The organism is Embleya sp. NPDC020630 (genome assembly GCF_044334985.1).
In the GTDB taxonomy this organism is placed as follows: Bacteria; Actinomycetota; Actinomycetes; order Streptomycetales; family Streptomycetaceae; genus Embleya.
On the sequence record NZ_JBIRUB010000002.1, the window covers coordinates 765,117 to 788,797 of the forward strand.

Here is a 23,681-nt window from a genome sequence, read left to right on the forward strand (position 1 = left end):
GTCGATCGCGGATACGGAATCAGCCGCACCCGCGCGACACGAGGGACACACAGCGCCGGCAATGGCGCCGGCCGGAGGGACAGCGATGGGACGGACACTCGCGGAGAAGGTCTGGGACGCACACGTGGTGCGTCGCGCGGAGGGCGAGCCGGACCTGCTCTACATCGACCTGCACCTGCTGCACGAGGTGACCAGTCCGCAGGCGTTCGACGGTCTGCGTCAGGCCGGCCGCCCGGTCCGGCGCACCGATCTCACGATCGCGACCGAGGACCACAACACGCCGACGCTCGACGTCGACAAACCCATCGCGGACCCGGTCTCGCGCGCCCAGATCGAGACGCTGCGCAAGAACGCCGCCGAGTTCGGGGTCCGGATCCACTCGCTGGGCGACGTGGAACAGGGCATCGTGCACGTGGTCGGCCCGCAGCTCGGCCTGACCCAGCCGGGCACGACCGTGGTCTGCGGCGACAGCCACACCGCGACCCACGGCGCGTTCGGCGCACTGGCGTTCGGCATCGGCACCAGCCAGGTCGAGCACGTGCTGGCCACCCAGACGCTGCCTATGGCGCCGTTCAAGACGATGGCGGTGACCGTCGAGGGCGCGCTGCCCGAGGGGGTCGGCGCCAAGGACCTGATCCTCGCGGTGATCGCGCGGATCGGCACCGGCGGCGGTCAGGGCTACGTCATCGAGTATCGCGGCCAGGCGATCCGCGACCTCTCGATGGAGGGCCGGATGACCGTGTGCAACATGTCGATCGAGGCCGGCGCCCGGGCGGGCATGATCGCACCGGACGAGACCACGTTCGCGTACCTGGACGGCCGCCCGCATGCGCCGCAGGGCGCCGACTGGGACACCGCCGTGGCGTACTGGCGGAGCCTGGTCACCGACGAGGACGCGGTGTTCGACAAGGAAGTGGTGATCGACGCGAGCGAACTCTCGCCGTTCGTCACCTGGGGGACCAACCCCGGCCAGGGCGCGCCGCTGGCCGAGTCGGTGCCCGACCCGGTCGCGATCGCGGACCCGGTCGAGCGCGCGGCGGCCGAGAAGGCCATCGCGTACATGGGTCTGACGGCGGGCCAGAAACTGCGCGACATCGCGGTGGACACGGTCTTCGTCGGCTCGTGCACCAACGGCCGGATCGAGGACCTGCGCGAGGTGGCCGACATCGTCAAGGGCCGCAAGGTCGCCGACGGTGTACGGATGCTGGTCGTTCCGGGTTCGGTGCGGGTCTCGCTCCAGGCCGTTTCCGAGGGCCTGGACAAGGTGTTCACCGAGTTCGGCGCCGAGTGGCGCTACGCGGGCTGCTCGATGTGCCTGGGCATGAACCCCGACCAACTCGCCCCCGGCGAGCGCAGCGCGTCCACGTCCAACCGCAACTTCGAGGGACGGCAGGGCAAGGGCGGCCGTACCCACCTGGTCTCGCCGCAGGTCGCGGCCGCGACCGCCGTGCTGGGCCACCTGGCCGCCCCCGCCGACCTGAGCACCGCAGGAGTCTGAGCCATGGAAGCCTTCACCACCCACACCGGAACGGCCGTCCCGCTGCGCGAGAGCAACGTGGACACCGACCAGATCATCCCCGCGCACTGGCTCAAGAAGGTCACCCGCGACGGTTTCGAGGACGGCCTGTTCGAAGCCTGGCGCAAGAACCCGGAGTTCGTGCTGAACCGGCCCGAGCGCGCCGGCGCCACGGTCCTGGTGGCCGGTCCCGACTTCGGCACCGGGTCCTCCCGGGAGCACGCCGTATGGGCGCTGCAGAACTACGGGTTCAAGGCGGTCATCTCGGCGCGCTTCGCGGACATCTTCCGCGGCAACTCGCAAAAGGGCGGGCTGCTGACCGTGGTGCTGCCGCAGGAGACCGTCGAACGCCTGTGGGCGCTGACCGAGGCGGACCCGACCGCCGAGATCACCGTCGATCTGGTGGGTCGTCAGGTGCGCGCGGGCGAGATCGTCGCCGACTTCGAGATCGACGACTACACCCGCTGGCGCCTCCTGGAGGGGCTGGACGACATCGGTCTGACCCTGCGTCACGAAGAGGACATCACCTCGTTCGAGGCGAACCGGCCGAGTTGGCTGCCGCGCACCCAGCCGGTGGGCTGATCACGAACTCCCTTGCAACATAGGCCGATCGGCCGAAAATGAACGGCGGGACGCGATCGCGTCCCGCCGTTCGCGTGTTCGGGATTCGCCCCAATGGCCGCCCCGTTGTGCCCATAGCCGGATGAGCTGTCACAATTGCGGTGTGGAGCACCAAGGCCGACACGTGAACGAGTTCGAAGAAGTGGAACTCTTCGCCGAACTGGCCACCCGGTTGAAGGTCGCCCACGCCCGGGTGCGTAGGCTCCGACTACCGAACGAGGCGAAAGTGGCGCTAATCCGCCGCTTGTTGGTCATCACCGACGCGGCAAAGCATGATTTGGCGGACGCCGACCGGCGACTGACCAAGTTGATGGACGAGTTGGACGCGGGGCCCGCGAGTTCGCGGGACACCGCCGAAGCCTGAATCCGTTGCGACACAAGGGTGATTCGCCCGTTCGGTAATTGCTTCGGCACTTTTGGATGCTTAGCGTGCCCAATGCCGGCTGAACTGTCCCGGCATCGGTTTCCGAAGGGGAAGACGTGAACAAGGCGCAGCTCGTCGAGGCGGTCGCTGACCGACTGGGTGGCCGCAAGGCCGCCGCAGAGGCAGTCGATGCCGTCCTCGACACCATCGTTCGTGCGGTGACGGCGGGAGACCGGGTGTCCATCACGGGCTTCGGCTCGTTCGAGAAGGTGGACCGTCCGGCTCGATACGCCCGCAACCCGCAGACCGGTGAGCGGGTGCGCGTCAAGAAGACCTCGGTGCCGCGCTTCCGCGCGGGCCAGGGCTTCAAGGACTACACCAGCGGGACGAAGAAGCTTCCGAAGCCCAACGTGAAGAGCGCGGCCGCCAAGAGCAGCCCGACTCCGCGCGTGGTCGCGACGGACGCCGCGGCGCCCGCCGCGAAGGCGACCACCCGCAAGACCACCGCGACGACCAAGGCGTCGGCGAAGCCGGCGACCTCGCGCGCCGCCGCGGTCAAGACCCCGGCCGCCACCACGCGCAAGACCGCGGCCGCGGCCAAGACCCCGGCGACCGCGAAGCCCGCCGCCAAGAAGGCGACCAAGGCGCCCGCCACCAAGGCGGCGACCAAGCCGGCCGCGGCGAAGAAGGTCACCGCCAAGGCCGCGACCACCACCAAGGCCACCACCACCAAAGCCGTCAAGAGCACCCCGGCCGCGGCCAAGGCTCCGACGACCAAGGCGAAGGCGACCAAGGCCGCGCCGAAGGCCGCGACCGCCAAGCCGGCCGCGGCCAAGCCCGCCGCCGCCAAGGCGCCCGCGGCCAAGAAGACCGCGACCAAGCGCGCGGCCAAGAAGGCCTGACGCGACGGACTTCGTGAACCGGCGGTAGATGTACGAAGGCGACGGGCCGGAACCCCCACCCCGGGGTTCCGGCCCGTCGCCGTAGGTCCGATCGAGGCCCGGCCCGTCGGCGCGGGGCCCGGACGGTGCGGCCGGCGAGGTCAGCGCGGCGGATCCGCCAGTGTGTACAGCGTCACCAGTACCACCCGGCCGCCGGCCGGGTCCAGGGTCATCCGAACCCGCTGGCCGGGGCGCAGGAAGCGCATCCCGCCGGCGTCGAACGCCGCCGCGTCGAAGGGCACGGGAGAGCCGTCGTCGAGCAGCACGACGCCCTCACGCGAGTGGGTCTCGAAGGTGTACACGGTGCCCTGCATGCCCCCATTGTCACCGCCGTTCGCGCCGCCGCGGAACCGACGCGGCGTCAGGAGGCGGCGGCACGCGGCGAAAACGGCACGGACGGGAGTACCGCGGCGGTGGCCGCGCCGACCCCGAGCCCGATCGCGGCCCGCAGATCCTCGCCGGTGTCCACGTCCCGGCGCACCGAATCCACGTCGTAGGGCGTGAGTTCGACCGCGCCCGAGGCCAGGTGACGGGCCCGCGAGGGGCCGCCGAAGCCCGGTGCCAACGCCACCCCGGGCGCGGCCGCGAGCAACGTGGTGCCCACCCCCGCCGCGTCCGCCAGGAACGCCCGCCGCACACCCGTCGCGGCGGCCAGCACCCGATCCAACTCCTCGGCCCGCAACGCCGGGAGGTCGGCGGACAGTGCAGCGACGCCGGTGTGCGGCCGGGCCGCGCCGGCGATCCGGGCCCCGTGTGCGAGCGCTGCGTTCAGCCCGCCGCCGACATCGGCCACGACGTCGGCGCCCAGTCCCCGGATCGCCGCGGCGACCCGGTCGTCGTCGGTGACCACGAGCACCCCGTGCACCCGGTCGCAGGTCAGCGCGGTGCGGACGGTGTCGAGCGCGAAGGCGAGGGCGAGTTCGGGGCGATGACCGGGGCCGATCGCGCCGGCGAGGCGGCTCTTGGCGATCGACAGCGGCTTCACCGGCACCACGAGCCGCCATCGGGGCGGGGCGGAGCGGACGTGGCCGCCGGGACCCGCGGCGCGGCGCGGGGCGGTGGAACCCATGGCGGGGGACATCGGCAAGATCCTCGCATCCGTACCGTAAGCCCATATCCTCATCGGTCGACGAGGACGTTTCTCGACAATGCGGAAGGCCCAGGGGAAACTATGGGGTCCGCCCGTACAGCATCGATGTTCCGCCAGCATCGATGTTCCACGCCGTACGCGGGGAACGTCGATGGTGTGAGGAGCGACACGGCCGCGGAACATCGCGGTGTGCGTCCGCGCCGACACACTTACGAATTTGAACCACATGAACGGGAGGAACGCCGGTGGCCCGCCGAAGGATCGGTTTCTGGTACCGCCTGGCGGTCGTGGTGGTCAAACCCCTGCTGTTGCTGTTCACCAAACGCGACTGGCGGGGTACCGAGAACATCCCGACGTCGGGCGGGTTCGTCACGGCGGTGAACCACATCTCCTATGTCGACCCGCTGACCTACGCGCATTTCCAGTACGACACCGGCCGAGTGCCGCGCTTCCTGGCCAAATCCGGCCTTTTCAAGATCCCGTTCGTCGGGCGGGTGCTGGCCGGCGCCGGGCAGATCCCGGTGTACCGGGACTCCGCCGACGCCGCGCTCGCGTTCCGCGCGGCCGTGGAAGCGGTCGAGAAGGGCGAGTGCGTCGCGGTCTACCCGGAGGGCACGATCACCCGGGACAAGACGTTGTGGCCGATGCTCGGCAAGACCGGTGCGGCCCGGATCGCGCTGACCACCGGGGCGCCGGTGATCCCGGTCGCGCAGTGGGGCGCGCACGAATTGTTGCCGCCGTACACGAAACGACCCCGGTTGTTGCCGCGCAAGACGATGCGCGTACTGGCCGGCCCGCCGGTCGACCTGGACGAGTTCCGGGGACGCGAGTTGACCGCCGACGTACTGCGCGGGGCGACCGACCGGATCATGGAGTCGATCACCGAGCTGCTGGTCAAGCTGCGGGACGAACCGGCCCCGCCGAACGCCGGCGTGCGCCGGGGATCGGGCCGCAAGGGTGCGGTCGAGGGTGCCGAGGGCGTCGAGATCGAGCCGACGGACGCCGAGCCGACCGACACCAAGCCGACCGACACCAAGCCGACCGACACCGAGACCAACGGCACCGCCGGCACCGCGGGCGGTCGCGCATGACGCGCTGCGCGGTATTCGGCATGGGGTCCTGGGGGACCGCCTTCTCGATCGTGCTCGCCGAGGCGGGGTGCGACGTGGTGATGTGGGGACGGCGCCCGGAGCAGGCCGACGCGATCAACACGCGGCACGAGAACGAGGAATACCTCCCCGGCATCGCGCTGCCGGTCGGGATCGAGGCCACCACCGATCCCGCCAAGGCCGCCGAGGGCGCGGAGTTCGTGGTGTTGGCGGTGCCGTCGCAGACCCTGCGCGGCAACCTCACCGCGTGGGCGCCGTTGTTGTCCGACGACGCGATCCTGGTCAGCCTGATGAAGGGCGTCGAACTGGGCACCGCGAACCGGATGAGCGAGGTGATCCGCGAGGTCGCGGGTGTGCCCGAGGGGCGGATCGCGGTGGTCAGCGGTCCCAACCTGGCGATGGAGATCGCCCAGCGCCAGCCCGCCGCGAGTGTGGTCGCGTGCACCGACGAAGACGTCGCCCGGCGACTCCAGGAGGCGTGCCACACGTCCTACTTCCGCCCGTACACCAACACCGACGTGGTCGGTTGCGAACTCGGCGGCGCGGTCAAGAACGTGATCGCGCTCGCCGTCGGGATGGCCGACGGCATGGGCATGGGCGACAACACGAAGGCGACGCTGATCACCCGCGGTCTGGCCGAGACCGCCCGCCTGGGCGCGGCGATGGGCGCGGACGCGCACACCTTCGCGGGCCTGGCCGGTCTCGGCGACCTCGTGGCGACCTGTACCTCGCCGCTGTCGCGCAACCGCACCTTCGGCGAGAAGATCGGCCGCGGCACGCCGATCGAGGAGGCCGTCCGGGACAGCCGCCAGATCGCCGAGGGCTTCAAGTCCTGTGAATCGGTACAGATGTTGGCCCGTCGGTACGGCGTCGAGATGCCGATCACCGACGTGGTTGTGTCGATCATGCACGGCGGCAAGCCCCCGACCGTCGGGATGGCCCTGCTCTCCCGCTCCGCCAAGCCGGAGCGCTACGAATCGTGACCGGAGTCGTCGACCGGGTCGGGGCACCTTCGTCGCGGTCCGGTCGGCGTCGTCGCGGCGGGCCGTTCCTGCACTCGAACGCGCTCCGGGATAGGGTTGTTCGACCATGAACGACCTTTCGGGCACCCCCCACTTCTCCTCGCGCCCCCGCGTCGCGGTCGTCTTCGGCGGCCGCAGCTCCGAGCACGCGATCTCCTGCGTCACCGCAGGGAGTGTGCTGGCCGCGATCGACCGCTCCAAGTACGACGTGTTGCCGATCGGGATCGGTACCGACGGGCGCTGGATGCTCGTCGGGGACGACCCGACCCGGCTGGCGATCCAGGGCGACCGCTTGCCCGAGGTCACCGACGTCGCGGAGTCCACCGCGACGCTGGTCCTGGCGGCCGACCCCACGGCGCGCGAGATCACCATGCTCGAACCCGGCATGCTGCCCAAGCTGCTGGGCGAGATCGACGTGGTCTTCCCGCTCCTGCACGGCCCCTACGGCGAGGACGGCACGTTCCAGGGCTTCCTGGAACTGGCCCAGGTGCCCTACGTCGGGTCGGGTGTGCTGCCCAGCGCGGCGAGCATGGACAAGGAATACATGAAGGCCCTGTTCACCGGCTTCGGCCTCCCCTCGGGCCCGTATGCCACAGTCCGCCCCCGGGAATGGGAGCGTGACCCGGCCGCCGTGCGCGAGGCGGTGTCCTCGCTGGGCTTCCCGGTGTTCGTCAAGCCCGCCCGGGCCGGCTCCAGCATGGGCATCACCAAGGTGCACCGGATCGAGGACCTGGACGCGGCGATCGAACAAGCTCGTCGGCACGACCCCAAGGTGGTCGTCGAGGGCATGCTGACGGGCCGCGAGATCGAGTGCGGCGTACTGGAGTTCGAGGACGGGCCGCGAGCGAGCCTGCCCGCCGAGATCCGGGTCGGCGGCGACCACGAGTTCTACGACTTCGCCGCCAAGTATCTGCCCGACAACGGCACCGAACTGGACGTGCCGGCGGCGCTGACCAAGGAACAGACCGCCGAGGTGCAGCGACTCGCGATCGCCGCCTTCGAGGCGCTGTCCTGCGAGGGCCTGGCCCGGGTGGACTTCTTCCTGCTGGAGAACGGGCAGTTCGTGATCAACGAGGTGAACACGATGCCGGGCTTCACACCGGTGTCGATGTACCCGAGCATGTGGCAGGCCACCGGCGTGGACTACCCCGAGCTGGTCGACCGGCTGATCACGGCGGCACTGCGCCGCCCGAACGCGCTGCTGCGCTAGGAAGCGGTGAGCGGCGGCCGACGGTTTCGGTCGCCGCTCACCGCTCCGACAAATCCAGCGTGGCCGGCACCGCGCGGCTGACCGCGTCCGCGACGTCGACCAGCGGCGCGGCCGGCTCGGCGAACTTCTTCGGCACCGACACCTCGACGTTGGCCCGACGGTAGACGGTGGTGAAGCGCACTCCGTCGGCGTACTTCGAGAACGTCCAGGTCACCCCGTTCACCTCGACCGAGTCGGCGGGCTCCGAGTTCACCTTGGTCGGGTCGATCACCCGCATCGACGCGGGCAACCCCACCCCGCAGCGCAGCACGATCGCCGGATCGCCCCACGCGGCGATCAGCGGGGACTTCGGCGAGACCTCGCGCGGCCCCGCGTTCATCACCTTGCTCGGCAGCGCGTCGTGCAGGGCCCGGCACGCCTCGGTCGCCGCCCCCGGCGCCGGCGTCGGCGCGGTCACCTCGATCCGCCCCGACCCGTCGCCGCACCCCGTCGCGGTCAGCACGAGGACCGGAAACAGGCACGCCAGAACACGGGGAGAGAACACGCCCTCGATCCTAGGCGCGTCGAGGGCGGCACTCCTTCGCCGGGGTCAGCCCAGGTTGACCACCGGACACGTCAGGGTGCGGGTGATGCCGTCGATGCGCTGCACCTCGGCGACCACCAGGCGGCCCAACTGGTCCACGTCGGTGGCCTCGGCCCGCACGATCACGTCGTAGGGGCCCGTGACGTCGTCGGCCCGGGTCACCCCCGGCAGTGCGGCGACGGCTCTGGCCACCGACGCCGAACGGCCGACCTCGGTCTGGATCAGGATGTATGCCTGTACCACCACGGCCTCCCGGCGCGCAGGATGATGGGATCTTGACGGGATCCCCGCTGCTGCGACCATTGTCGGCCCGGCGGGGCTCGGCGACCACAGCGGTAGCCGATGCATCACAGGTGCCGGATCCCGAACCGGCATCTCGAACAGGCATCCCGAAGACACACCCGGAACAAACATGGTCGACGAGGCGGATCAGGGCTGATGGGCATGGCAGGAGAGCGGCGATGAGCGGGACGCTGGGCGATCTCGGCGAGTTCGGCCTGATCGGGGCGCTGGTCGCGCGCGTGCCGACGGGGCCGCACGTGTCCCTGGGGCCGGGCGACGACGCCGCCGTGGTCGCCGCCGCCGACGGTCGGGTGGTGGCCACCATGGACCTGCTCGTCGAGGGTCGGCATTTTCGGCGCGACTGGTCGACCGCGTACGACGTGGGCCGCAAGGCCGCCGCGCAGAATCTGGCGGACGTCGCGGCGATGGGCGCGGTGCCGACCGCGCTGCTGATCGGGCTGTGCGGACCGCCGGACCTGCCCACCGGCTGGGCGCTGGAGCTGTACGACGGCCTGCGCGACGAGTGCGCGGTGGTCGGCGCGGGGGTGGCGGGGGGCGACGTGGTCGGCAGCGACACTGTCACGGTCGCGGTGACCGCGCTCGGCGACCTCCAGGGGCGCGCCCCGGTCGTGCGCTCGGGGGCCCGGCCGGGCGACGTGGTCGCGGTCGCCGGCTGGCTGGGCTGGTCGGCGGCGGGGCTGGCGATCCTGGGTCACGGGCACCGCGCGCCGCGCGCGTTCGTGGAGGCGCACCGCCGGCCGGAGCCGCCCTACGACGCCGGGCCCGGCGCGGCGGTCCTGGGCGCGACGTCGATGATCGACGTCAGCGACGGTCTGCTCGCCGACCTGGGACACGTCTCGCGTGCGTCCGGGGTGCGGATCGACGTGTTGTCCGACCGGCTGGACGTACCGGCGCAGATGCGCGACGTGGCGCGTGCGCTCGGCGCCGATCCGCTCAACTGGGTACTCACCGGCGGTGAGGACCACGCACTCGCGGCGACCTTCCCGGCGGGCACCGCGCTGCCGGCGCGCTGGCGGGTGATCGGACGGGTGCACACGGGCACGGGGGTCACCGTGGACGGGCGCGACCCCGACGTCGCCGGCGGGTGGGATCACTTCGACCGCGGCTGAGACTCGTGGGTCGGGGCCGTCGGGGGCGGGAAAGTGGGCCCGAAACGGGCGCGGATAGGCTGCACGGCATGGTGCAGACTCCTCCGCGTGTGCTGACGGTGGCCGGCTCCGACTCCGGCGGCGGCGCCGGGATCCAGGCCGACCTGAAGACGATGCTGGCCCACGGTGTGCACGGGATGAGCGTGATCGCCGCGGTGACCGCGCAGAACTCGCTCGGCGTCCAGGGCTACTGGGAGCTGCCGGCCGAGGCGGTGCGGGCCCAGTTCCGCAGCGTGGTGGACGACATCGGCGTGCAGGCGATCAAGACCGGGATGCTCGCGTCGCCGAACCTGGTCGCGGTGGTCGCCGAATTGCTGGGCGACGTACGGGTGCCGGTGGTGGTCGACCCCGTGGCGTCGTCCAAGCACGGCGACACGCTGCTCGCCAACGACGCGCTGGAGACCCTGCGCACCCGGCTGCTGCCGGTGTCCACGCTGGTCACCCCCAACTTGTACGAGGTCGAGCTGCTGACCGGCCACAAGGTGCGCGAGCGTGCCGACATGCGCGGCGCGGCCGAGGCGATGCTCGGCTTCGGCCCGAGCTGGGTGCTGGTCAAGGGCGGCCACCTGGAGGGCGAGGCCGCGGACCTGCTCTTCGACGGCACCGACGAGCGGTGGTTCACCAGCCCGCGCTACGACAACCGGCACACCCACGGCACCGGCTGCACGCTGGCGAGCGCGATCGCCTCGCGGCTCGCGCTCGGCGACACCGTGCCGGACGCGGTGGCGGCGGCGAAGGAGTACGTCACCGGCGCGATCCGGGCCGGCTTCCCGCTCGGCGAGGGCATCGGTCCGGTGGACCACGCCTGGCGGTGGCGCGACGGGTTTTGAGCGACGCACGGGCCCGGGGACACGGCCGATCCCCGGGCCCGTACCGAATCACCCGCCCCGGACATGCCGAAGGGCCGGCCCACCCAGGGGTGAACCGGCCCTTCGAGAAGTCGAGCAGTCGCGCGACTAGCGGGAAACCTTGCCCGCCTTGATGCACGAGGTGCAGACGTTGAGGCGCTTCGGCGTGGCACCGACCTTCGCACGCACCGTCTGGATGTTGGGGTTCCAGCGACGGGGCGTCCGGCGGTGAGAGTGCGAAATGCTGTTGCCGAAGCCCGGCCCCTTGCCGCAGACGTCGCAGTTGGCAGCCACGGGAACACTCCAAAGACGAATGGGAATTGCGTACGAACGCGTGCCGGCGAATGCCGGACAACCGCAGAAGAGTAACCGACGGACCAGGCGATGCGCGAACCCGGGATGATCCGGGCATGGGCAATCGGTCGATCTCGCCATGCTTCCCGCCAAGCCTAACCCATCCGGGTAGGCCGCTTCACCGCTCCCCGTCTCGATAACCTGCCGGCGAACGGGACGCGCACAATCGGATTCGTACAGGAGGTGGGCGTGCAGGGCCTGCTGGGAGAGCTGGACGGTCCGGCGGTACGCCGCTGGGGTCGCGTCGCGCTGGAGTTGCTGGGACGGGCGCGCGAGGAGATCGACGCGCTCAACGTGTACCCCGTGCCCGACGGCGACACCGGCACGAACCTGTTCCTGACCCTGGAATCGGGAACCGCCGAGGTCGACGCGCTGTTCGGCGCCGACCTGCCCGAACCCGATCTGCCGACCGCCTTCCGGGCGCTCGCGCATGGTGCGCTGATGGGCGCGCGCGGCAACTCCGGGGTGATCCTCAGCCAACTCCTGCGCGGCATGGCCGAACGCTTCGAGGCCGAGCAGGTCGCGGCGCGCGCGAGCGGCCGGGAGGTGCCCGCCGGGCTCGCCCTCGCGCACGCGCTGCGCACCGCCGCCGACGCCGCGTACGCCGCGGTGGCCCGGCCGGTCGAGGGGACCATGCTCACCGTGGCCCGGGCCGCGGCCGATGCCGCCGCCGGGGCGGGCGAGGAGATCCGACCGGTGGTGCGGGCCGCCGCGACCGCCGCCCGCGGCGCGCTGGCGCGTACCCCCGAGCAGCTGGACGTGCTGCGCCGGGCGGGTGTGGTGGACGCCGGCGGGCGCGGGCTGACCGTGCTGCTCGACGCGCTGCTCGCGGTGGTCACCGGCGAGCGCTCGGCGTACCGGATCCACCCGCACCAAGTGCACACGCCCGTCCCGGTTCCGTACGCCGACCCCGTCGGGTCCGAGGAGGACGCCGGCGGCGGGCCCGGGTTCGAGGTGATCTACCTGCTCGACGCGCCCGACGACGCGCTGCCGGCGCTGCGCGAGCGGCTGGGCGCGCTCGGCGACTCGCTCGTGGTGGTCGGCGGCGAGGGGTTGTGGAACGTGCACGTGCACGTGGACGACGCGGGCGCCGCCGTCGAGGCGGGCATCGCCGCGGGCCGCCCGCACCGCATCCGGATCACCCACCTGGAGCGGGTGCTCGTCGGCACCGCGGCCCCCGAACCCGCGCCGACACGCGGGATCGTCGCGGTCGCCCACGGCGACGGCCTGGCCACGCTGTTCGCGGAGAACGGCGCGCACGTCGTGCAGGCCGGGCCCGGCCGGGGGCCGTCCACGAGCGTGCTGGTGGACGCGATCCGGCGGACCGAGGCGCGCGAGGTGGTGCTGCTGCCCAACGACGCCGACTGTCACGCGGTGGCCGGGGTGGCCGCCCAGCAGGCCCAGGCGGCGGGGGTGCGGGTCCAGGTGATCCCGACCAAGGCGGCCGTCCAGGGCTTGGCCGCGCTCGCCGTGCACGAGCCGGGCCGGCGCTTCGACCAGGACATCGTCGGGATGACCTCGGCCGCCGGCGCGACCCGCTACGGCGCGCTCACCGTCGCCGTCCGCGAGTCGTGGACCATGGCCGGCGTCTGCCAGGCGGGCGACGTGCTCGGCGTGATCGAGGGCGACATCGCGGTGATCGGCCAGGACCAGCGCGAGACCGGCACCGTGGTGGTGGACCGGATGCTCGCCGGCGGCGGCGAACTGGTCACCCTGGTCACCGGCAGCGCCTGCCCGCCGGGCCTGGCCGCCGCGATCGAGCGCCATCTGCGGGCCACCCGGCTCGGTGTGGACGTGATGGTCTACGAGGGCGGCCAGGAGGTGTACCCGCTGCTGATCGGGGTCGAGTAGGCGCCGACCCGGCGGTTGGACCACGTCGATGACACCACCGCCCAGTACCGTTGGGCGGCATGTCGCGCCTTGACGAACCGCTGAAGAAACTCGTCGGCGACCGCACGGCGACGGTGCTGGCCAAATCCCTCAAGCTGGACACCGTCGGAGATCTGCTGCGCCACTACCCCCGGCGCTACGCGGAGCGCGGGCGCCTGACCGACCTCTCGCGCCTGGAGCCCGAGGAGCACGTCACCGTGATGGCGGAGATCGCCAAGGTGACCAAGCGCCAGTTCCGCAACCGGCGCGGCAACCTGCTCGAGGTCGAGGTCACCGACGGGCGCGGCAAGCTCACCCTGGTCTTCTTCAACCAGGCCTGGCGCGAGGAGGAACTGCGGCCCGGCCGACGCGGGTTGTTCGCGGGCAAGGTGGGCCGGTTCAACAACGTGATCCAACTCAGCCAGCCCGACTACCAGCTGGTCGGCGAGGACGACGAGGACGGCGTGGCGAACCTGTTCGCCGGTGCGCTGATCCCGGTCTACCCGGCGGCGGCGAGCATGCCGTCCTGGAAGATCGCCCAGTGCGTCGGCATGGCGCTGGACACGCTCGGCGAGATCGGCGACCCGCTGCCCGCCGAGATGCGCACCCGGCGCGGCATGCCGGGGCTGGCCGAGGCCCTGGTCCAGGTGCACCGCCCCACCTCCTGGGAGGACGTCGCCGCGGCCAAGGACCGGCTCAAGTGGGACGAGGCGTTCGTCCTGCAGATCGCCCTGGCCCGCCGCCGCCGCGACGCCCGCGCCCAGTCCGCGGTGGCCCGCCCCCGTCGCCCCGACGGCATCCTGGACGCCTTCGACGCCCGCCTGCCGTTCGAACTCACCGACGGCCAAAAGGACGTCTGCGCCGAGATCGAGACCGACCTGGCCCGCGAACACCCCATGCACCGCCTCCTCCAGGGCGAGGTGGGTGCAGGCAAGACGTTGGTGGCGTTGCGGGGGATGCTCACCGTGGTGGATGCCGGAGGGCAGACGGCATTGTTGGCGCCCACCGAGGTGTTGGCCCAGCAGCACTACCGGTCGATCGTGGAGATGCTCGGGCCGCTGGCCGAGGGGGCCGGGATGTTGGGCGGATCCGAGGTCGGGACCAAGGTGACCCTGCTCACCGGGTCGATGGGGGTGGCCGCGCGCCGGGCCGCGCTGCTCGATCTGGTCACCGGCGAGGCCGGGATCGCGATCGGCACGCACGCGCTGATCGAGGACAAGGTCGAGTTCCACGACCTGGGCCTGGTGGTGGTCGACGAGCAGCACCGGTTCGGCGTCGAGCAGCGCGACGCGCTGCGCGGCAAGGGCAAACGGCCGCCGCACCTGCTGGTGATGACCGCGACGCCGATCCCGCGCACCGTGGCGATGACCGTGTTCGGCGACCTGGAGACCTCGATCCTGGCCCAACTCCCCTCCGGACGCTCGCCGATCGCCACCCACGTGGTCCCGGCGAAGGAGAAGCCGCACTTCCTCGACCGCGCCTGGGAGCGGGTGCGCGAGGAGGTGGGCAAGGGCCATCAGGCGTACGTGGTCTGCCCGCGGATCGGCGACGAGGAGGACGACCCGAAGGCGAAGAAGAAGGCCGGGACGAAGGCCGGGCGGAAGGGCGCCCGCACGCGGGACGAGGAGCTGCCCGCCGAGGCGTACCTGGACGACCCCGAGGACATCGGCGCCGACGCCGACGGCGGGGCCGAGGAACGCCGGCCGCCGCTGGCCGTACTCGACATCGCGGCCGCGCTCGGCGAGGGCCCGTTGGCCGGCCTGCGGATCGCCGTGCTGCACGGCCGGATGGCGCCCGAGGACAAGGACGACGTGATGCGCCGGTTCACCGCCGGCGAGGTGGACGTGCTGGTCGCGACCACGGTCATCGAGGTCGGCGTCAACGTGCCCAACGCGACCGCGATGGTGATCATGGACGCCGACCGGTTCGGCGTCTCCCAACTGCACCAGCTGCGCGGCCGGGTCGGCCGGGGCAGCGCCCCCGGGCTCACCCTCCTGGTCAGCGAGATGCCCGGCGGCACCTCGGCACGCGAGCGCCTGGACGCGGTGGCGGCGACCCTGGACGGCTTCGAGCTGTCCCGGATCGACCTCGAACAACGCCGCGAGGGTGACGTGCTCGGCGACGCGCAGTCCGGCTCCCGCTCCTCGCTGCGCATGCTGGAGGTGGTCAGGGACGAGGAGCTGATCGTGGCCGCCCGCGAGGAGGCGAGCTCGATCGTGACCACCGACCCCGACCTGACCGAGCACCCCGACCTGCGCAGCGCGCTGGCCAGCATCCTGGACGACGAGCGCGCGGAGTACCTCGACAAGGGCTGACCGCCCTCGCTCCGCTCCGACGCGCCCCCCGCGATCACCCGTTCGGAGCACGCGCGACACCCGGCCGGTTGGTTACCAATGGGCCATGGACGCACGTACGGGGGACGAGGGCTTCGACGCGCTCTTCTGCGGGTTGCTCCCTCGGTTGTACCGGCGGGCCGTGTTGCTCGCCGGCGAGGGCAGCGCCGAGGACGCGGTGCACGAGACCTACCTGAAACTGGCCCGCAGACCCGACCGGCTCCTGGGCCACCCGGAGCCGTACGCGTACGCCTTCCGTGCGCTGGTCAGCGTCACCCGCGACATGTGGCGGGTGCGCAGCCGACAGGTGCTGTTGGCCGAACCGCCCGAACCGGAGCACGCGCACGCGGGCGCCGCCGACCCGATCGCCCGGCGCGAAGCCGAGTGGGAGGCGGTGCGGATGCTCGGCTCGCTGCCCGCCAAACAGGCCGCGGCGGTGCTGCTGGTCGACCTGGACGGCTACACGATCGATCAGGCCGCCGAGATCCTGGGCGTGCACCGCGGGACGGTGTCCCGCTCGCGCGAGCGCGCCCTGACCCGGCTGCGCGCCGGCCTGGGCGGCCCCACCGGCCGGTTCCGCCGCCGGGACCGGCACGAAGGAGTGACCCGGTGAATCCGTCGCCCCCCGACCTCGACGACCCCGACGACGCGGTCCGCGAACTGCGCGTCCGGCTGCGCGACGCGGACGCGCACTGTGCCGAGCCGCCCGGCCTCGCCGCGCGGGTGACGCGCAGGCCGGCCCCGCGCCCGAGGTGGCGCGGGGCGTTCGCGACGGCGCTCACGGCCGTCGTGGTGGTCGCCGTGGTCGGCCTGAGCGCGTTCCTGGCGGGCCGGCACAACCCCGCCGAGCGGCCGACGCCCAAGCCGCCCGCCGCGCGTGCGGCCAGCGTGCAGAGCGAGGTGTACAACTCGGAGGAGCCGTGCCGGGCGCTGCGCACGATCGAGTGCTCGCTCGGCGTCTTCCACAAACCGGCCCTGTCGTCGCGGACGGCCGACCTGGCCGAACGGGTCTGGCACGGCGACCGGGTGCTCCTGGTCTGCCTGCTCGCCGACGGCCCGCGCGTCACCGACGAGACCGGCGTCGCGTCCCGGCACTGGTACCGGGTGGTGGTCCTGGGCACCGGCGCCGAGGGCTGGCTGCCCGGCGTGCGCACCCGCAACGAGACCGAGGTCCCGGACTGCACGTGAGCCGGGGCCGACCCGGCAGATGAGCACGGGCCGGACGGCCGGACGCGGCCGGGGGAGGGGACGAACCCGCCCCCGGCCGCGCCGGTCAGCAGTGGTACATGCCCGGCATCGGGTCCTGCGGGGTGAACACCCGCTGTGCGGGCAGGAAGCCGTGTCCGCCGTCGTCACCGTCGGTGTAGTACCAGATGTTGTTGCCGCCCGAGTGCGGGTCGCCCTCGGTCCAGCAGCTGAAGTAGCTGTAGGTGGTGGTCAGTCGGCTGACCACGGGGGCCCAGAAGTAGGGCTGGGAGCGCAGGTCGCTCACGCCGTTGCCGCAGTGCAGGGTGCCGTTGCTGTCCACGTAGCAGTTCGCCGTCGCGGTCTGCGGGGCGGCCGAGGCGGCGACCGCCGGGGCCGCGCCGGACGCGGCCAGCGCGACGCCCGCCACGGCCATGGCGAGGAGGGTGCGGAGCTTCATCGGGATCTCCCGGTGCGTGGTGTGAATGTCGCCGAGCGGGTCGATCGCACGGATCGACGCGACGGATCGACGCGGTCGTCGCACGGCGGTGGCGCCCCCGCCGTGCACACCCTCCAAACGATCGGGAAGCCCCGCGTGTATGACGCGTCACGCACGGTATTCGGGCCCGGATGCCGCCGGCCGCGACCAGTCGATAGCGTGGACGCCATGCCGGACACGTACGCCGAACCCGCCCCCGTCGCCGCCCACGCGGCCGTCCCCCGTCCGCGAGCACGCGGATGACCCGGGTGATCGCCGGCGCGGCACGCGGTCGCCGGCTCGGTACCCCGCCGGGGGAGAACACCCGGCCGACCTCGGACCGGGCCCGCGAGGGGCTGTTCTCCACCCTCCAGTCGCTGCGCGGCACCATGCACGGCGCGCGGGTGCTCGACCTGTTCGCCGGCTCCGGCGCGGTCGGCCTGGAGGCGCTGTCGCGCGGCGCCGCGCACGCCCTCCTGGTCGAGTCCGACGCCAAGGCGGCCGGCGTGGTGCGGGAGAACATCCGCCTGGTCGGCCTGCCCGGCGCCGAACTGCGGCCGGCCCGGGCGGAGAAGACGGCCGGCACGCCGTGCTCCGGCGAGCCGTACGACGTGGTTTTCCTCGATCCGCCGTACGCGGTCACCGACGGTGAGGTGGGCGCGCTGCTCGACACGCTCGCCGAACACGGCTGGTTGGCGGCCGACGCGCTGATCGCGGTCGAACGGGCCACGCGCGGTGGGCCATTCGCGTGGCCCGCCGACTTCGTCGAGATCAGATCCCGTCGCTACGGCGAGGGAACGCTCTGGTACGGTCGCGCCGCGCAAGCCTGATCAGGCGGCCGGACCGTCGGGTCCGCACCCGCCGGCACCCGATTTCGAGGGGAACCTCCGTTGCGTCGAGTCGTCTGCCCCGGTTCGTTCGACCCGGTCACCAACGGTCATCTGGACATCATCGGCCGGGCCTCCAGCCTCTACGACGAGGTCTACGTGGCGATCGGCTTCAACCGCGCCAAACGCTCCGGTCTGTTCACCATCGAGGAGCGCATCGACATGCTCCACGAGGTGGTCGAGCAGTACGGCAACGTCAGGGTCGAGGCGTTCGAGGGGTTGCTGGTCAACTTCTGCAAGGAGCGCGAGATCCCGGCCATCATCAAGGGGCTGCGCGCGGTCACCGACTTCGACTACGAGTTGCAGATGGCCCAGATGAACTACGGTCTTACCGAAGTGGAGACCCTGTTCGTCGCGACGAACCCCCTCTACAGCTTTCTGTCGTCGAGTCTCATCAAAGAGGTCGCGACGTACGGAGGCGACGTGTCCGGCCTGGTGCCGGAGACGGTGCTACGTCGGCTCACCGAGCGGCTTGCGCAGGGCTGACGCGGCACGTGCCTCGTCACCGGGCCGACCGCCCGGGGCGAGTCGGTCCGTCACGCGATGCCGGCGAACACGACGGCTACCGTCGGTTTGAGGAGAGAGAGCAAGCCCGTGGACGTGCAGCCCAAGCTCGATGAACTGATCGCCCTGGTGGAGAACGCCCGCTCGATGCCGATGTCGGCGTCCTGCGTGGTCAATCGCGCGGACGTGGTGGCCCGGCTCGAGGAACTCAAGAACCTGCTGCCCGAGGAGTTCCAGCACGCCCGCCGGGTGCTCGGCGACCGTGAGTCGGTGATCGAGGAGGGGCGCCGCGAGGCCGAACGGGTGCTGGCCAAGGCGCGCGAGGAACGCGGTTCGCTGGTCGCCGACACCGAGGTGGCGCGCGAGGCGTACGGCGAGGCGGAGCGGATCCTGACCGAGGCCCGCAACGAGGCCCAGCGCATCCGCGAGGAGGCCGACGACTACGTCGACCAGAAGCTGGCCAACTTCGAGGTGGTGCTCACCAAGACGCTCGGCGCGATCGGCCGGGGCCGCGACAAGATGCGCGGCCGGCGCCCCTCCGACGAGCTGGGCGAGTACATGCAGGCGCAGGAGCTGGCCGACGCGCAGGCCAAGGCCCGCCCCGGCAGCCTCCAGGCCCAGCTCGACGGCCACGAGGAGACCTTCGCCGCTCCGCAGCAGCAACAGCCGCAGCAGCCCGGCCGACCGGAGTACCCGAGCGCGCCGCCCGCCGCACCGACCGTGCCCGCGCAGGCCGGCCCCTACGGCCAGGACACCTACGCGCAGCCCGGCTACGGACAGCCCGCCTACGCGCAGGGCACGGGCGTCGACAACGGCTACGCGGGCGGCTACGAGGGCCAGTACGACATGGGCCAGTACGATCAGCACGGGCAGCCGCAGTACCCGGGCCCGCACGACCAGGCCCAGCACCACGCCGGGCCGAACACCGGACAGCAGCCCGCCTACGACCCGCAGGGCGGCTACGGCCAGTCGCTGGACGAGACCAGCTTCTTCGACACGAGCCTGATCGACGTGCGCCAGTTCCAGCAGGACGGCGGCCGGCAGTAGCCGGCTCGCCCGACCCGGTCCGGCGCTTCGCGCGGCCCGCTCGAATGGCCCCGTTTGGGGCCTGGCGCGCGGGCTGCGATACTCTTACGGACCGACCCTGCCCGAGGCGTGTTTTTCGCGTGCCCCGAGGGTCGGCACCCTGACCATTCGAGCCTCCCGGCGACGGGAGGTGGCATTGCATGAGGTAGGACACCCTGGACCGCTTGGATCACCGCAAACCGCTCGTCGTCGACACACGCGAGCTGGGGCGCCGGCCTGGATCCATGCTGAAGGTGTCCCGCACCGTGCCGGCCCCGGTGGACATGGGTGTGGCGGATGTGATCGGCGCTCCCGAAGGTGTCCCGATCCGGCTGGGTGTCCGGCTGGAAGCGGTCATGGAGGGTGTGCTGGTCACCGGCGTCGCGCAGGTGCCGCTGACCGGTGAGTGCGTCCGGTGCCTGGAACCGCTCGAGCGCGAGCTCACGGTGCGTTTCCAGGAGCTGTACGTCTACCCGGACACGGACGCCGACGAGGACGCCCTCCGGCTGCAGGACGACCTGTTCGACCTGGAGCCGGTCCTGCGGGACGCGACGGTGCTCGCACTGCCGCTCTCGCCGCTGTGCCGGGAGGATTGCCCGGGTCTGTGCTCCGAATGCGGAGCGCTGCTCGCGGAGGATCCCGACCACAGTCACGAGCTCGCCGACCCCCGGTGGGCGAAGCTGACCAGCATCTTCGACGGACCTTCCGCCGAAGCCGACGTTGACGGCGCCTCCGGCGCCGACGAGAACCAGGAGAAGTAGCCGTGGCTGTTCCGAAGCGGAAGATGTCGCGCAGCAACACCCGGCACCGCCGGAGCCAGTGGAAGGCCACTGCCGCCAACCTGGTGACCTGCGAGCGCTGCCGTGAGCCCAAGCTGTCGCACATCGCGTGCCCGAGCTGCGGCACCTACAACCGCCGCCAGGTCCTCGACGTCTGATCAGGCCGGTGGTAGTTCCGGTGACGGAATCACTCGCGCAATACGCGGATCTGGAAGGGCGGCTGGGCTGGTCGCTCGATGCCGCCCTTCTGGAACGCGCCCTCACTCATCGTTCGTACGCCTACGAACACGGCGGGCTGCCGACCAACGAGCGCCTGGAGTTCCTGGGCGACTCGGTGCTCGGCCTCGTCGTCACCGACACGCTCTACCGCAGGCACCCCGACCTGCCCGAGGGCCAGCTCGCGAAGCTGCGGGCCGCGGTCGTCAACTCGCGCGCCCTCGCGGGCGTCAGTCGGCGACTGGACCTGGGCGCCTTCATCCGGCTCGGCCGCGGTGAAGTGGGGACCGGCGGGCGGGACAAGTCCTCGATCCTGGCCGACACGCTCGAGGCCATCCTCGGCGCGGTGTACCTGGACCAGGGCCTGGACGCGGCGACCGAGCTGATCCACCGGTTGTTCGATCCGCTGATCGAGCAGTCGGCGAATCTCGGCGCGGGCCTGGACTGGAAGACCAGTCTCCAGGAGCAGACCGCCGCGGCGGGCATCGGAGTCCCCGAGTACGTGGTCTCCGAGACCGGCCCCGACCACGAGAAGACCTTCACGGCCCTGGCCCGGGTCGCGGGTGTCGATTACGGCACCGGCGTCGGACGGAGCAAGAAGGAGGCGGAGCAGCAGGCCGCCGAAAGCGCTTGGCACTCGATCCGCGCCAAGTACGGAGACGGTTCCGGCGCCTCGCCGGCCACCGCCTAGTCTCCGAGCCAATGCCTGCCGATAGGTAAGTTCGAACCGGTCGACGACCCCCGTCCTCGCCCGGCACGACCTCACCTACCGGCAGGCATTTTCGCATTCCCGAACCCGGTCCAGCCGGGTCCGGCTTCCTCAGTCGCGCCGTCTCCAGGGGGAGTGCCCACGTGCCCGAACTGCCCGAGGTCGAGGTCGTCCGTCGTGGACTGGAGACGTGGGTGGTGGGCCGGACCATCGCACGTGTCGAGGTCACCCACGAGCGGGCGATCCGCCGCCATCTCGCGGGTTCGGCGGACTTCGCCGACGCGCTGGTCGGCGCCCGCGTGCACGCCGCGCGCCGGCGCGGTAAGTATCTGTGGTTGCCGCTGGTGGCACCCGGCGCCGAGGAGCCCGAGGACGCGCTGCTGGCGCACCTGGGGATGAGCGGCCAACTTCTCGTGCAACCGGCCGAGGCGCCCCGGGAGAAACACCTGCACGTGCGCTTCGGCTTCACCGACGGCGGGCGCGAGTTGCGCTTCGTCGACCAGCGCACGTTCGGCGGGCTCGCGGTCGAGCGCGGCGGCGCCGAACTGCCGCCCTCGATCGCGCACATCGCGCGCGACCCGCTTGATCCGCTGTTCGACGACACGCTCTTCCACGCCGCGCTGCGCCGGCGCAACACCGAGGTCAAGCGCGCGCTCCTGGACCAGTCGCTGGTCAGCGGCATCGGCAACATCTACGCCGACGAGGCGCTGTGGCGCAGCCGACTGCACGGCGCGCGCCCGACCGGACGGTTGACCCTCGCGCAGACCACACTGCTGCTCGCCTCGGTCCGCGACGTGATGAACGACGCGCTCGCGGCGGGCGGCACCTCGTTCGACAGTCTGTACGTCAACGTGAACGGGGAGAGCGGCTACTTCTCCCGCGGCCTGGACGCCTACGGCCGCGAGGGCGAGCCGTGCAACCGGTGCGCGACGCCGATCCGGCGCATCTCGTTCATGAATCGCAGCAGTTACTTCTGTCCGTCCTGTCAGCGCGCGCCACGCAGGGCGACGGTCGGGGCGTAGGCACGGTAGTCAGGGAGCGTGTCATGGCATTCAACGGGGACATCGTCGTCGTGCGTGGGGCACGACCGTTGTCCGAGTTCGCGCCGCACGTGGACGTCGCGGCGCACCCGGCCCGAACGATGTGGGAGTCGCCGGACGGCTGGACCGCGACGCATGTCCGGCACGACGACGATCCGTTCGCGTTCGAGCGGCCGTGGGTCGCCGCGCTGGCGGCCAAGGCCGACTCGCCGGTGCTGGTGTGCTGGGTGTTCGAGACGCACGTGGCGCACGTCCAGGGGGTGAGCGAGGCCGGGGAGTGGGAGGCCTGGCTCAACCCCGGCGAGGCGGCGGCGCATCTGGCGATGAGTCGGCTCGAACTGGAGGCGGCGCGCACCGGCGACGACGTCTTCGACGGCGACGGCGACCTGCTGCGGCCGGCGCGTTACGCCGAACTGCGCGACGAGGTGGCCGAGGTGCTCGTCCGGGCCCGGCCGAAGGTGGCCGCGGCGGCGGTGCGCTGGGCTCGGGCGGCGGGTCGGCCCACCACCCGGCCGGCGATCGAGGGGGTGCTCGCGCGCAACCAGGGCGAGTCGGGGCTGCGCGTGTTCGGTCTGCTGGCGGATCGACTCGGGGTGGGCCCCTGCTGACCGGAGCCCGCGGTGTCCGGGTGCCCTGAGGTGTCGGGGTGCGTGGAGCGGGTCAGCGGCCGAATTCCTGGGTCCACCACGGGCCGCCGGTGCCCTCGTGGATGCCGACGCCGAGTTTGGTGAGCGAGCAGTCGAGGATGTTGCGGCGGTGGCCCGGGCTGTTCATCCAGGCGCGCATCACCGCGTCGGCGGTCTTTTGGCCGCGCGCTATGTTCTCCGCGCCCAGGTAGCTCACGCCGGCCTTCTCGGCCCGGTCCCACGGGGTCTGCCCGTCGGGCGTGTTGTGGTCGAAGTAGTCGCGGGCGGCCATGTCGTCGCTGTGCGCGCGGGCCAGCGCGACCAGCTTCGCGTCGTTTTTGACCGGGCCGCAGCCCGCGCTCGCCCGCTCGTCGTTGACCAGCGCGAGCACCCGCTCCTCGGGGTCGCTCGGCAGTTTCGGCGCGCTCGTGGACGGCGTCGCCGCGGGCTTGCCGGGCGTCGGGGTGCTCGGGCTCGGCGTGCCGGTACCGGTGCCGGCGCTGCTCGGGGTGCTCGGCGGCGCGGTCGTGGTGGGGGCGGTGCCGGCGCCGGGATCCGGCAGGGCGGTGCGGCCGGTGGTCGCCGCGCCCGGCAGCAGGCTGCGGGACGCCTCGTCGCCGGTGCGGTCGGCTCCGGCGAGGCCGGCCGGCCCCGATCCGTCGAGGGGCCGCCCGGCGCGGTCGCCGCCGGGGCCGTTCGCGCGCCGCGTGGAGGATTCGCCGGCGTGCTCCGAGACGACCATGCCGGCCACCGTGCCGCCCACGGCGAGTACGGCCAACAGGGCGAGCAGGGGCGCGAGTCGTCGCCGTCGCGACCTCGCGCGTCGTCGATGCGGGCGTGCCGACGTCGGAGTGCGACTGTGCCGGGCCATGGAGGGTCGA

General features: G+C 72.1%; 28 protein-coding genes. 21 read left to right on the forward strand and 7 right to left on the reverse strand.

The features are described from left to right. The first annotated feature begins 85 nt into the window (after positions 1 to 85). From leuC to ACH4XV_RS09530, 4 genes are all read left to right on the forward strand, one after another. Positions 86 to 1,498, forward strand: a complete 1,413-nt coding sequence (gene leuC, locus ACH4XV_RS09515) for a 3-isopropylmalate dehydratase large subunit (protein WP_395788012.1) — start codon at positions 86 to 88, stop codon at positions 1,496 to 1,498. A gap of 3 nt (positions 1,499 to 1,501) precedes the next feature. After that, on the forward strand, positions 1,502 to 2,098 hold the full coding sequence (leuD, locus tag ACH4XV_RS09520; protein WP_379995210.1) for a 3-isopropylmalate dehydratase small subunit: 597 nt from the start codon (positions 1,502 to 1,504) through the stop codon (positions 2,096 to 2,098). A gap of 142 nt (positions 2,099 to 2,240) precedes the next feature. Continuing rightward, positions 2,241 to 2,501, forward strand: a complete 261-nt coding sequence (locus tag ACH4XV_RS09525) for a hypothetical protein (protein ID WP_371863149.1) — start codon at positions 2,241 to 2,243, stop codon at positions 2,499 to 2,501. Positions 2,502 to 2,617: 116 nt separating this feature from the next. Further along, a complete protein-coding gene (locus ACH4XV_RS09530; protein WP_395788014.1) occupies positions 2,618 to 3,403 on the forward strand; it encodes an HU family DNA-binding protein in 786 nt (261 codons plus the stop codon). A gap of 140 nt (positions 3,404 to 3,543) precedes the next feature. Here the strand turns inward: ACH4XV_RS09530 and ACH4XV_RS09535 are convergent, their stop codons facing one another. Both ACH4XV_RS09535 and cofC read right to left on the reverse strand, forming a co-directional pair. After that, entirely contained in the window at positions 3,544 to 3,756 is a 213-nt protein-coding gene (locus ACH4XV_RS09535) for a hypothetical protein (protein WP_395788016.1), read from the reverse strand. Positions 3,757 to 3,803: 47 nt separating this feature from the next. After that, positions 3,804 to 4,523, reverse strand: coding sequence for a 2-phospho-L-lactate guanylyltransferase (gene cofC / locus ACH4XV_RS09540; protein ID WP_395788018.1), 720 nt, complete (start codon positions 4,521 to 4,523; stop codon positions 3,804 to 3,806). 254 nt (positions 4,524 to 4,777) lie between these two features. On the opposite strand from cofC, the gene ACH4XV_RS09545 reads away from it, so the two are divergent. From ACH4XV_RS09545 to ACH4XV_RS09555, 3 genes are all read left to right on the forward strand, one after another. Next, positions 4,778 to 5,623 (forward strand): lysophospholipid acyltransferase family protein, encoded by an 846-nt coding sequence (locus ACH4XV_RS09545; protein ID WP_395788020.1) that lies wholly within the window; start codon positions 4,778 to 4,780, stop codon positions 5,621 to 5,623. Continuing rightward, the gene (locus tag ACH4XV_RS09550; RefSeq protein ID WP_379995220.1) at positions 5,620 to 6,624 is read left to right on the forward strand and encodes an NAD(P)H-dependent glycerol-3-phosphate dehydrogenase; all 1,005 of its coding nucleotides are present in this window, start codon (positions 5,620 to 5,622) and stop codon (positions 6,622 to 6,624) included. The genes ACH4XV_RS09545 and ACH4XV_RS09550 overlap by 4 nt, the downstream gene beginning before the upstream one ends. Before the next feature lie 106 nt (positions 6,625 to 6,730). Next, on the forward strand, positions 6,731 to 7,873 hold the full coding sequence (locus tag ACH4XV_RS09555) for a D-alanine--D-alanine ligase family protein (protein ID WP_395788022.1): 1,143 nt from the start codon (positions 6,731 to 6,733) through the stop codon (positions 7,871 to 7,873). A 37-nt stretch (positions 7,874 to 7,910) separates the two neighbouring features. Here ACH4XV_RS09555 and ACH4XV_RS09560 read toward each other — a convergent pair whose 3' ends face one another. Both ACH4XV_RS09560 and ACH4XV_RS09565 read right to left on the reverse strand, forming a co-directional pair. After that, positions 7,911 to 8,417 carry a DUF3515 domain-containing protein gene (locus ACH4XV_RS09560; RefSeq protein ID WP_395788024.1) on the reverse strand — a complete coding sequence of 169 codons (507 nt, stop codon included), beginning with the start codon at positions 8,415 to 8,417 and terminating at the stop codon, positions 7,911 to 7,913. Positions 8,418 to 8,462: 45 nt separating this feature from the next. Continuing rightward, positions 8,463 to 8,699: an Lrp/AsnC ligand binding domain-containing protein gene (locus ACH4XV_RS09565; RefSeq protein WP_126642809.1), complete on the reverse strand. Its 237-nt coding sequence runs from the start codon at positions 8,697 to 8,699 to the stop codon at positions 8,463 to 8,465. Positions 8,700 to 8,917: 218 nt separating this feature from the next. Between ACH4XV_RS09565 and ACH4XV_RS09570 the strand changes: the two genes are divergently transcribed. Both ACH4XV_RS09570 and thiD read left to right on the forward strand, forming a co-directional pair. Next, on the forward strand, positions 8,918 to 9,868 hold the full coding sequence (locus ACH4XV_RS09570) for a thiamine-phosphate kinase (protein WP_395788026.1): 951 nt from the start codon (positions 8,918 to 8,920) through the stop codon (positions 9,866 to 9,868). A 68-nt stretch (positions 9,869 to 9,936) separates the two neighbouring features. Beyond that, complete coding sequence (gene thiD / locus ACH4XV_RS09575; protein WP_395788028.1) at positions 9,937 to 10,737, forward strand: bifunctional hydroxymethylpyrimidine kinase/phosphomethylpyrimidine kinase; 801 nt, start codon at positions 9,937 to 9,939, stop codon at positions 10,735 to 10,737. Between the two features lie 126 nt (positions 10,738 to 10,863). Here the strand turns inward: thiD and rpmB are convergent, their stop codons facing one another. Continuing rightward, positions 10,864 to 11,049: a 50S ribosomal protein L28 gene (rpmB, locus tag ACH4XV_RS09580; protein WP_078975273.1), complete on the reverse strand. Its 186-nt coding sequence runs from the start codon at positions 11,047 to 11,049 to the stop codon at positions 10,864 to 10,866. 243 nt (positions 11,050 to 11,292) lie between these two features. Here rpmB and ACH4XV_RS09585 point away from each other — a divergent pair, with 243 nt between their 5' ends. The 4 genes from ACH4XV_RS09585 (at position 11,293) to ACH4XV_RS09600 (ending at position 16,499) form a co-directional block, all read left to right on the forward strand. Further along, positions 11,293 to 12,960: a DAK2 domain-containing protein gene (locus ACH4XV_RS09585; protein ID WP_395788030.1), complete on the forward strand. Its 1,668-nt coding sequence runs from the start codon at positions 11,293 to 11,295 to the stop codon at positions 12,958 to 12,960. A 59-nt stretch (positions 12,961 to 13,019) separates the two neighbouring features. After that, positions 13,020 to 15,293, forward strand: a complete 2,274-nt coding sequence (gene recG / locus ACH4XV_RS09590) for an ATP-dependent DNA helicase RecG (protein ID WP_395788032.1) — start codon at positions 13,020 to 13,022, stop codon at positions 15,291 to 15,293. An 85-nt stretch (positions 15,294 to 15,378) separates the two neighbouring features. After that, complete coding sequence (locus ACH4XV_RS09595; RefSeq protein ID WP_395788034.1) at positions 15,379 to 15,924, forward strand: RNA polymerase sigma factor; 546 nt, start codon at positions 15,379 to 15,381, stop codon at positions 15,922 to 15,924. Beyond that, entirely contained in the window at positions 15,921 to 16,499 is a 579-nt protein-coding gene (locus ACH4XV_RS09600) for a hypothetical protein (protein ID WP_395788036.1), read from the forward strand. The genes ACH4XV_RS09595 and ACH4XV_RS09600 overlap by 4 nt, the downstream gene beginning before the upstream one ends. Positions 16,500 to 16,584: 85 nt before the next feature. On the opposite strand, the gene ACH4XV_RS09605 is transcribed toward ACH4XV_RS09600, so the two are convergent. Beyond that, the gene (locus ACH4XV_RS09605; protein WP_395788038.1) at positions 16,585 to 16,956 is read right to left on the reverse strand and encodes a hypothetical protein; all 372 of its coding nucleotides are present in this window, start codon (positions 16,954 to 16,956) and stop codon (positions 16,585 to 16,587) included. Between the two features lie 278 nt (positions 16,957 to 17,234). On the opposite strand from ACH4XV_RS09605, the gene rsmD reads away from it, so the two are divergent. From rsmD to ACH4XV_RS09645, 8 genes are all read left to right on the forward strand, one after another. Next, a complete protein-coding gene (rsmD, locus tag ACH4XV_RS09610) occupies positions 17,235 to 17,804 on the forward strand; it encodes a 16S rRNA (guanine(966)-N(2))-methyltransferase RsmD (protein ID WP_395788040.1) in 570 nt (189 codons plus the stop codon). A gap of 60 nt (positions 17,805 to 17,864) precedes the next feature. Beyond that, the gene (gene coaD / locus ACH4XV_RS09615) at positions 17,865 to 18,347 is read left to right on the forward strand and encodes a pantetheine-phosphate adenylyltransferase (RefSeq protein ID WP_078975266.1); all 483 of its coding nucleotides are present in this window, start codon (positions 17,865 to 17,867) and stop codon (positions 18,345 to 18,347) included. A 108-nt stretch (positions 18,348 to 18,455) separates the two neighbouring features. Continuing rightward, positions 18,456 to 19,412 carry a cell division initiation protein gene (locus ACH4XV_RS09620; protein ID WP_395788042.1) on the forward strand — a complete coding sequence of 319 codons (957 nt, stop codon included), beginning with the start codon at positions 18,456 to 18,458 and terminating at the stop codon, positions 19,410 to 19,412. Between the two features lie 263 nt (positions 19,413 to 19,675). Then, entirely contained in the window at positions 19,676 to 20,191 is a 516-nt protein-coding gene (locus tag ACH4XV_RS09625) for a DUF177 domain-containing protein (RefSeq protein ID WP_246127283.1), read from the forward strand. Between the two features lie 2 nt (positions 20,192 to 20,193). Beyond that, entirely contained in the window at positions 20,194 to 20,367 is a 174-nt protein-coding gene (gene rpmF / locus ACH4XV_RS09630) for a 50S ribosomal protein L32 (protein ID WP_026218805.1), read from the forward strand. A gap of 8 nt (positions 20,368 to 20,375) precedes the next feature. Further along, positions 20,376 to 21,116, forward strand: a complete 741-nt coding sequence (rnc, locus tag ACH4XV_RS09635) for a ribonuclease III (protein ID WP_395788044.1) — start codon at positions 20,376 to 20,378, stop codon at positions 21,114 to 21,116. A gap of 161 nt (positions 21,117 to 21,277) precedes the next feature. Next, positions 21,278 to 22,156 (forward strand): bifunctional DNA-formamidopyrimidine glycosylase/DNA-(apurinic or apyrimidinic site) lyase, encoded by an 879-nt coding sequence (mutM, locus tag ACH4XV_RS09640; protein WP_395788046.1) that lies wholly within the window; start codon positions 21,278 to 21,280, stop codon positions 22,154 to 22,156. 23 nt (positions 22,157 to 22,179) lie between these two features. Further along, entirely contained in the window at positions 22,180 to 22,782 is a 603-nt protein-coding gene (locus ACH4XV_RS09645) for a hypothetical protein (RefSeq protein ID WP_379995245.1), read from the forward strand. A gap of 52 nt (positions 22,783 to 22,834) precedes the next feature. Here ACH4XV_RS09645 and ACH4XV_RS09650 read toward each other — a convergent pair whose 3' ends face one another. Continuing rightward, entirely contained in the window at positions 22,835 to 23,578 is a 744-nt protein-coding gene (locus ACH4XV_RS09650; RefSeq protein WP_395788048.1) for a CAP domain-containing protein, read from the reverse strand. Positions 23,579 to 23,681: the final 103 nt, after the last annotated feature.

Excerpts from the sequence above, each read along its gene's own strand:
- ACH4XV_RS09555 (WP_395788022.1), top strand. The coding sequence starts at position 6,731 with ATGAACGACCTTTCGGGCACCCCCCACTTCTCCTCGCGCCCCCGCGTC.
- rsmD (WP_395788040.1), top strand. The coding sequence starts at position 17,235 with ATGACCCGGGTGATCGCCGGCGCGGCACGCGGTCGCCGGCTCGGTACC.
- ACH4XV_RS09535 (WP_395788016.1), bottom strand. The coding sequence starts at position 3,756 with ATGCAGGGCACCGTGTACACCTTCGAGACCCACTCGCGTGAGGGCGTC.
- thiD (WP_395788028.1), top strand. The coding sequence starts at position 9,937 with ATGGTGCAGACTCCTCCGCGTGTGCTGACGGTGGCCGGCTCCGACTCC.
- ACH4XV_RS09570 (WP_395788026.1), top strand. The coding sequence starts at position 8,918 with ATGAGCGGGACGCTGGGCGATCTCGGCGAGTTCGGCCTGATCGGGGCG.
- ACH4XV_RS09550 (WP_379995220.1), top strand. The coding sequence starts at position 5,620 with ATGACGCGCTGCGCGGTATTCGGCATGGGGTCCTGGGGGACCGCCTTC.
- ACH4XV_RS09625 (WP_246127283.1), top strand. The coding sequence starts at position 19,676 with ATGCTGAAGGTGTCCCGCACCGTGCCGGCCCCGGTGGACATGGGTGTG.
- cofC (WP_395788018.1), bottom strand. The coding sequence starts at position 4,523 with ATGTCCCCCGCCATGGGTTCCACCGCCCCGCGCCGCGCCGCGGGTCCC.
- leuD (WP_379995210.1), top strand. The coding sequence starts at position 1,502 with ATGGAAGCCTTCACCACCCACACCGGAACGGCCGTCCCGCTGCGCGAG.
- leuC (WP_395788012.1), top strand. The coding sequence starts at position 86 with ATGGGACGGACACTCGCGGAGAAGGTCTGGGACGCACACGTGGTGCGT.
- recG (WP_395788032.1), top strand. The coding sequence starts at position 13,020 with ATGTCGCGCCTTGACGAACCGCTGAAGAAACTCGTCGGCGACCGCACG.
- ACH4XV_RS09645 (WP_379995245.1), top strand. The coding sequence starts at position 22,180 with ATGGCATTCAACGGGGACATCGTCGTCGTGCGTGGGGCACGACCGTTG.
- ACH4XV_RS09605 (WP_395788038.1), bottom strand. The coding sequence starts at position 16,956 with ATGAAGCTCCGCACCCTCCTCGCCATGGCCGTGGCGGGCGTCGCGCTG.
- ACH4XV_RS09595 (WP_395788034.1), top strand. The coding sequence starts at position 15,379 with ATGGACGCACGTACGGGGGACGAGGGCTTCGACGCGCTCTTCTGCGGG.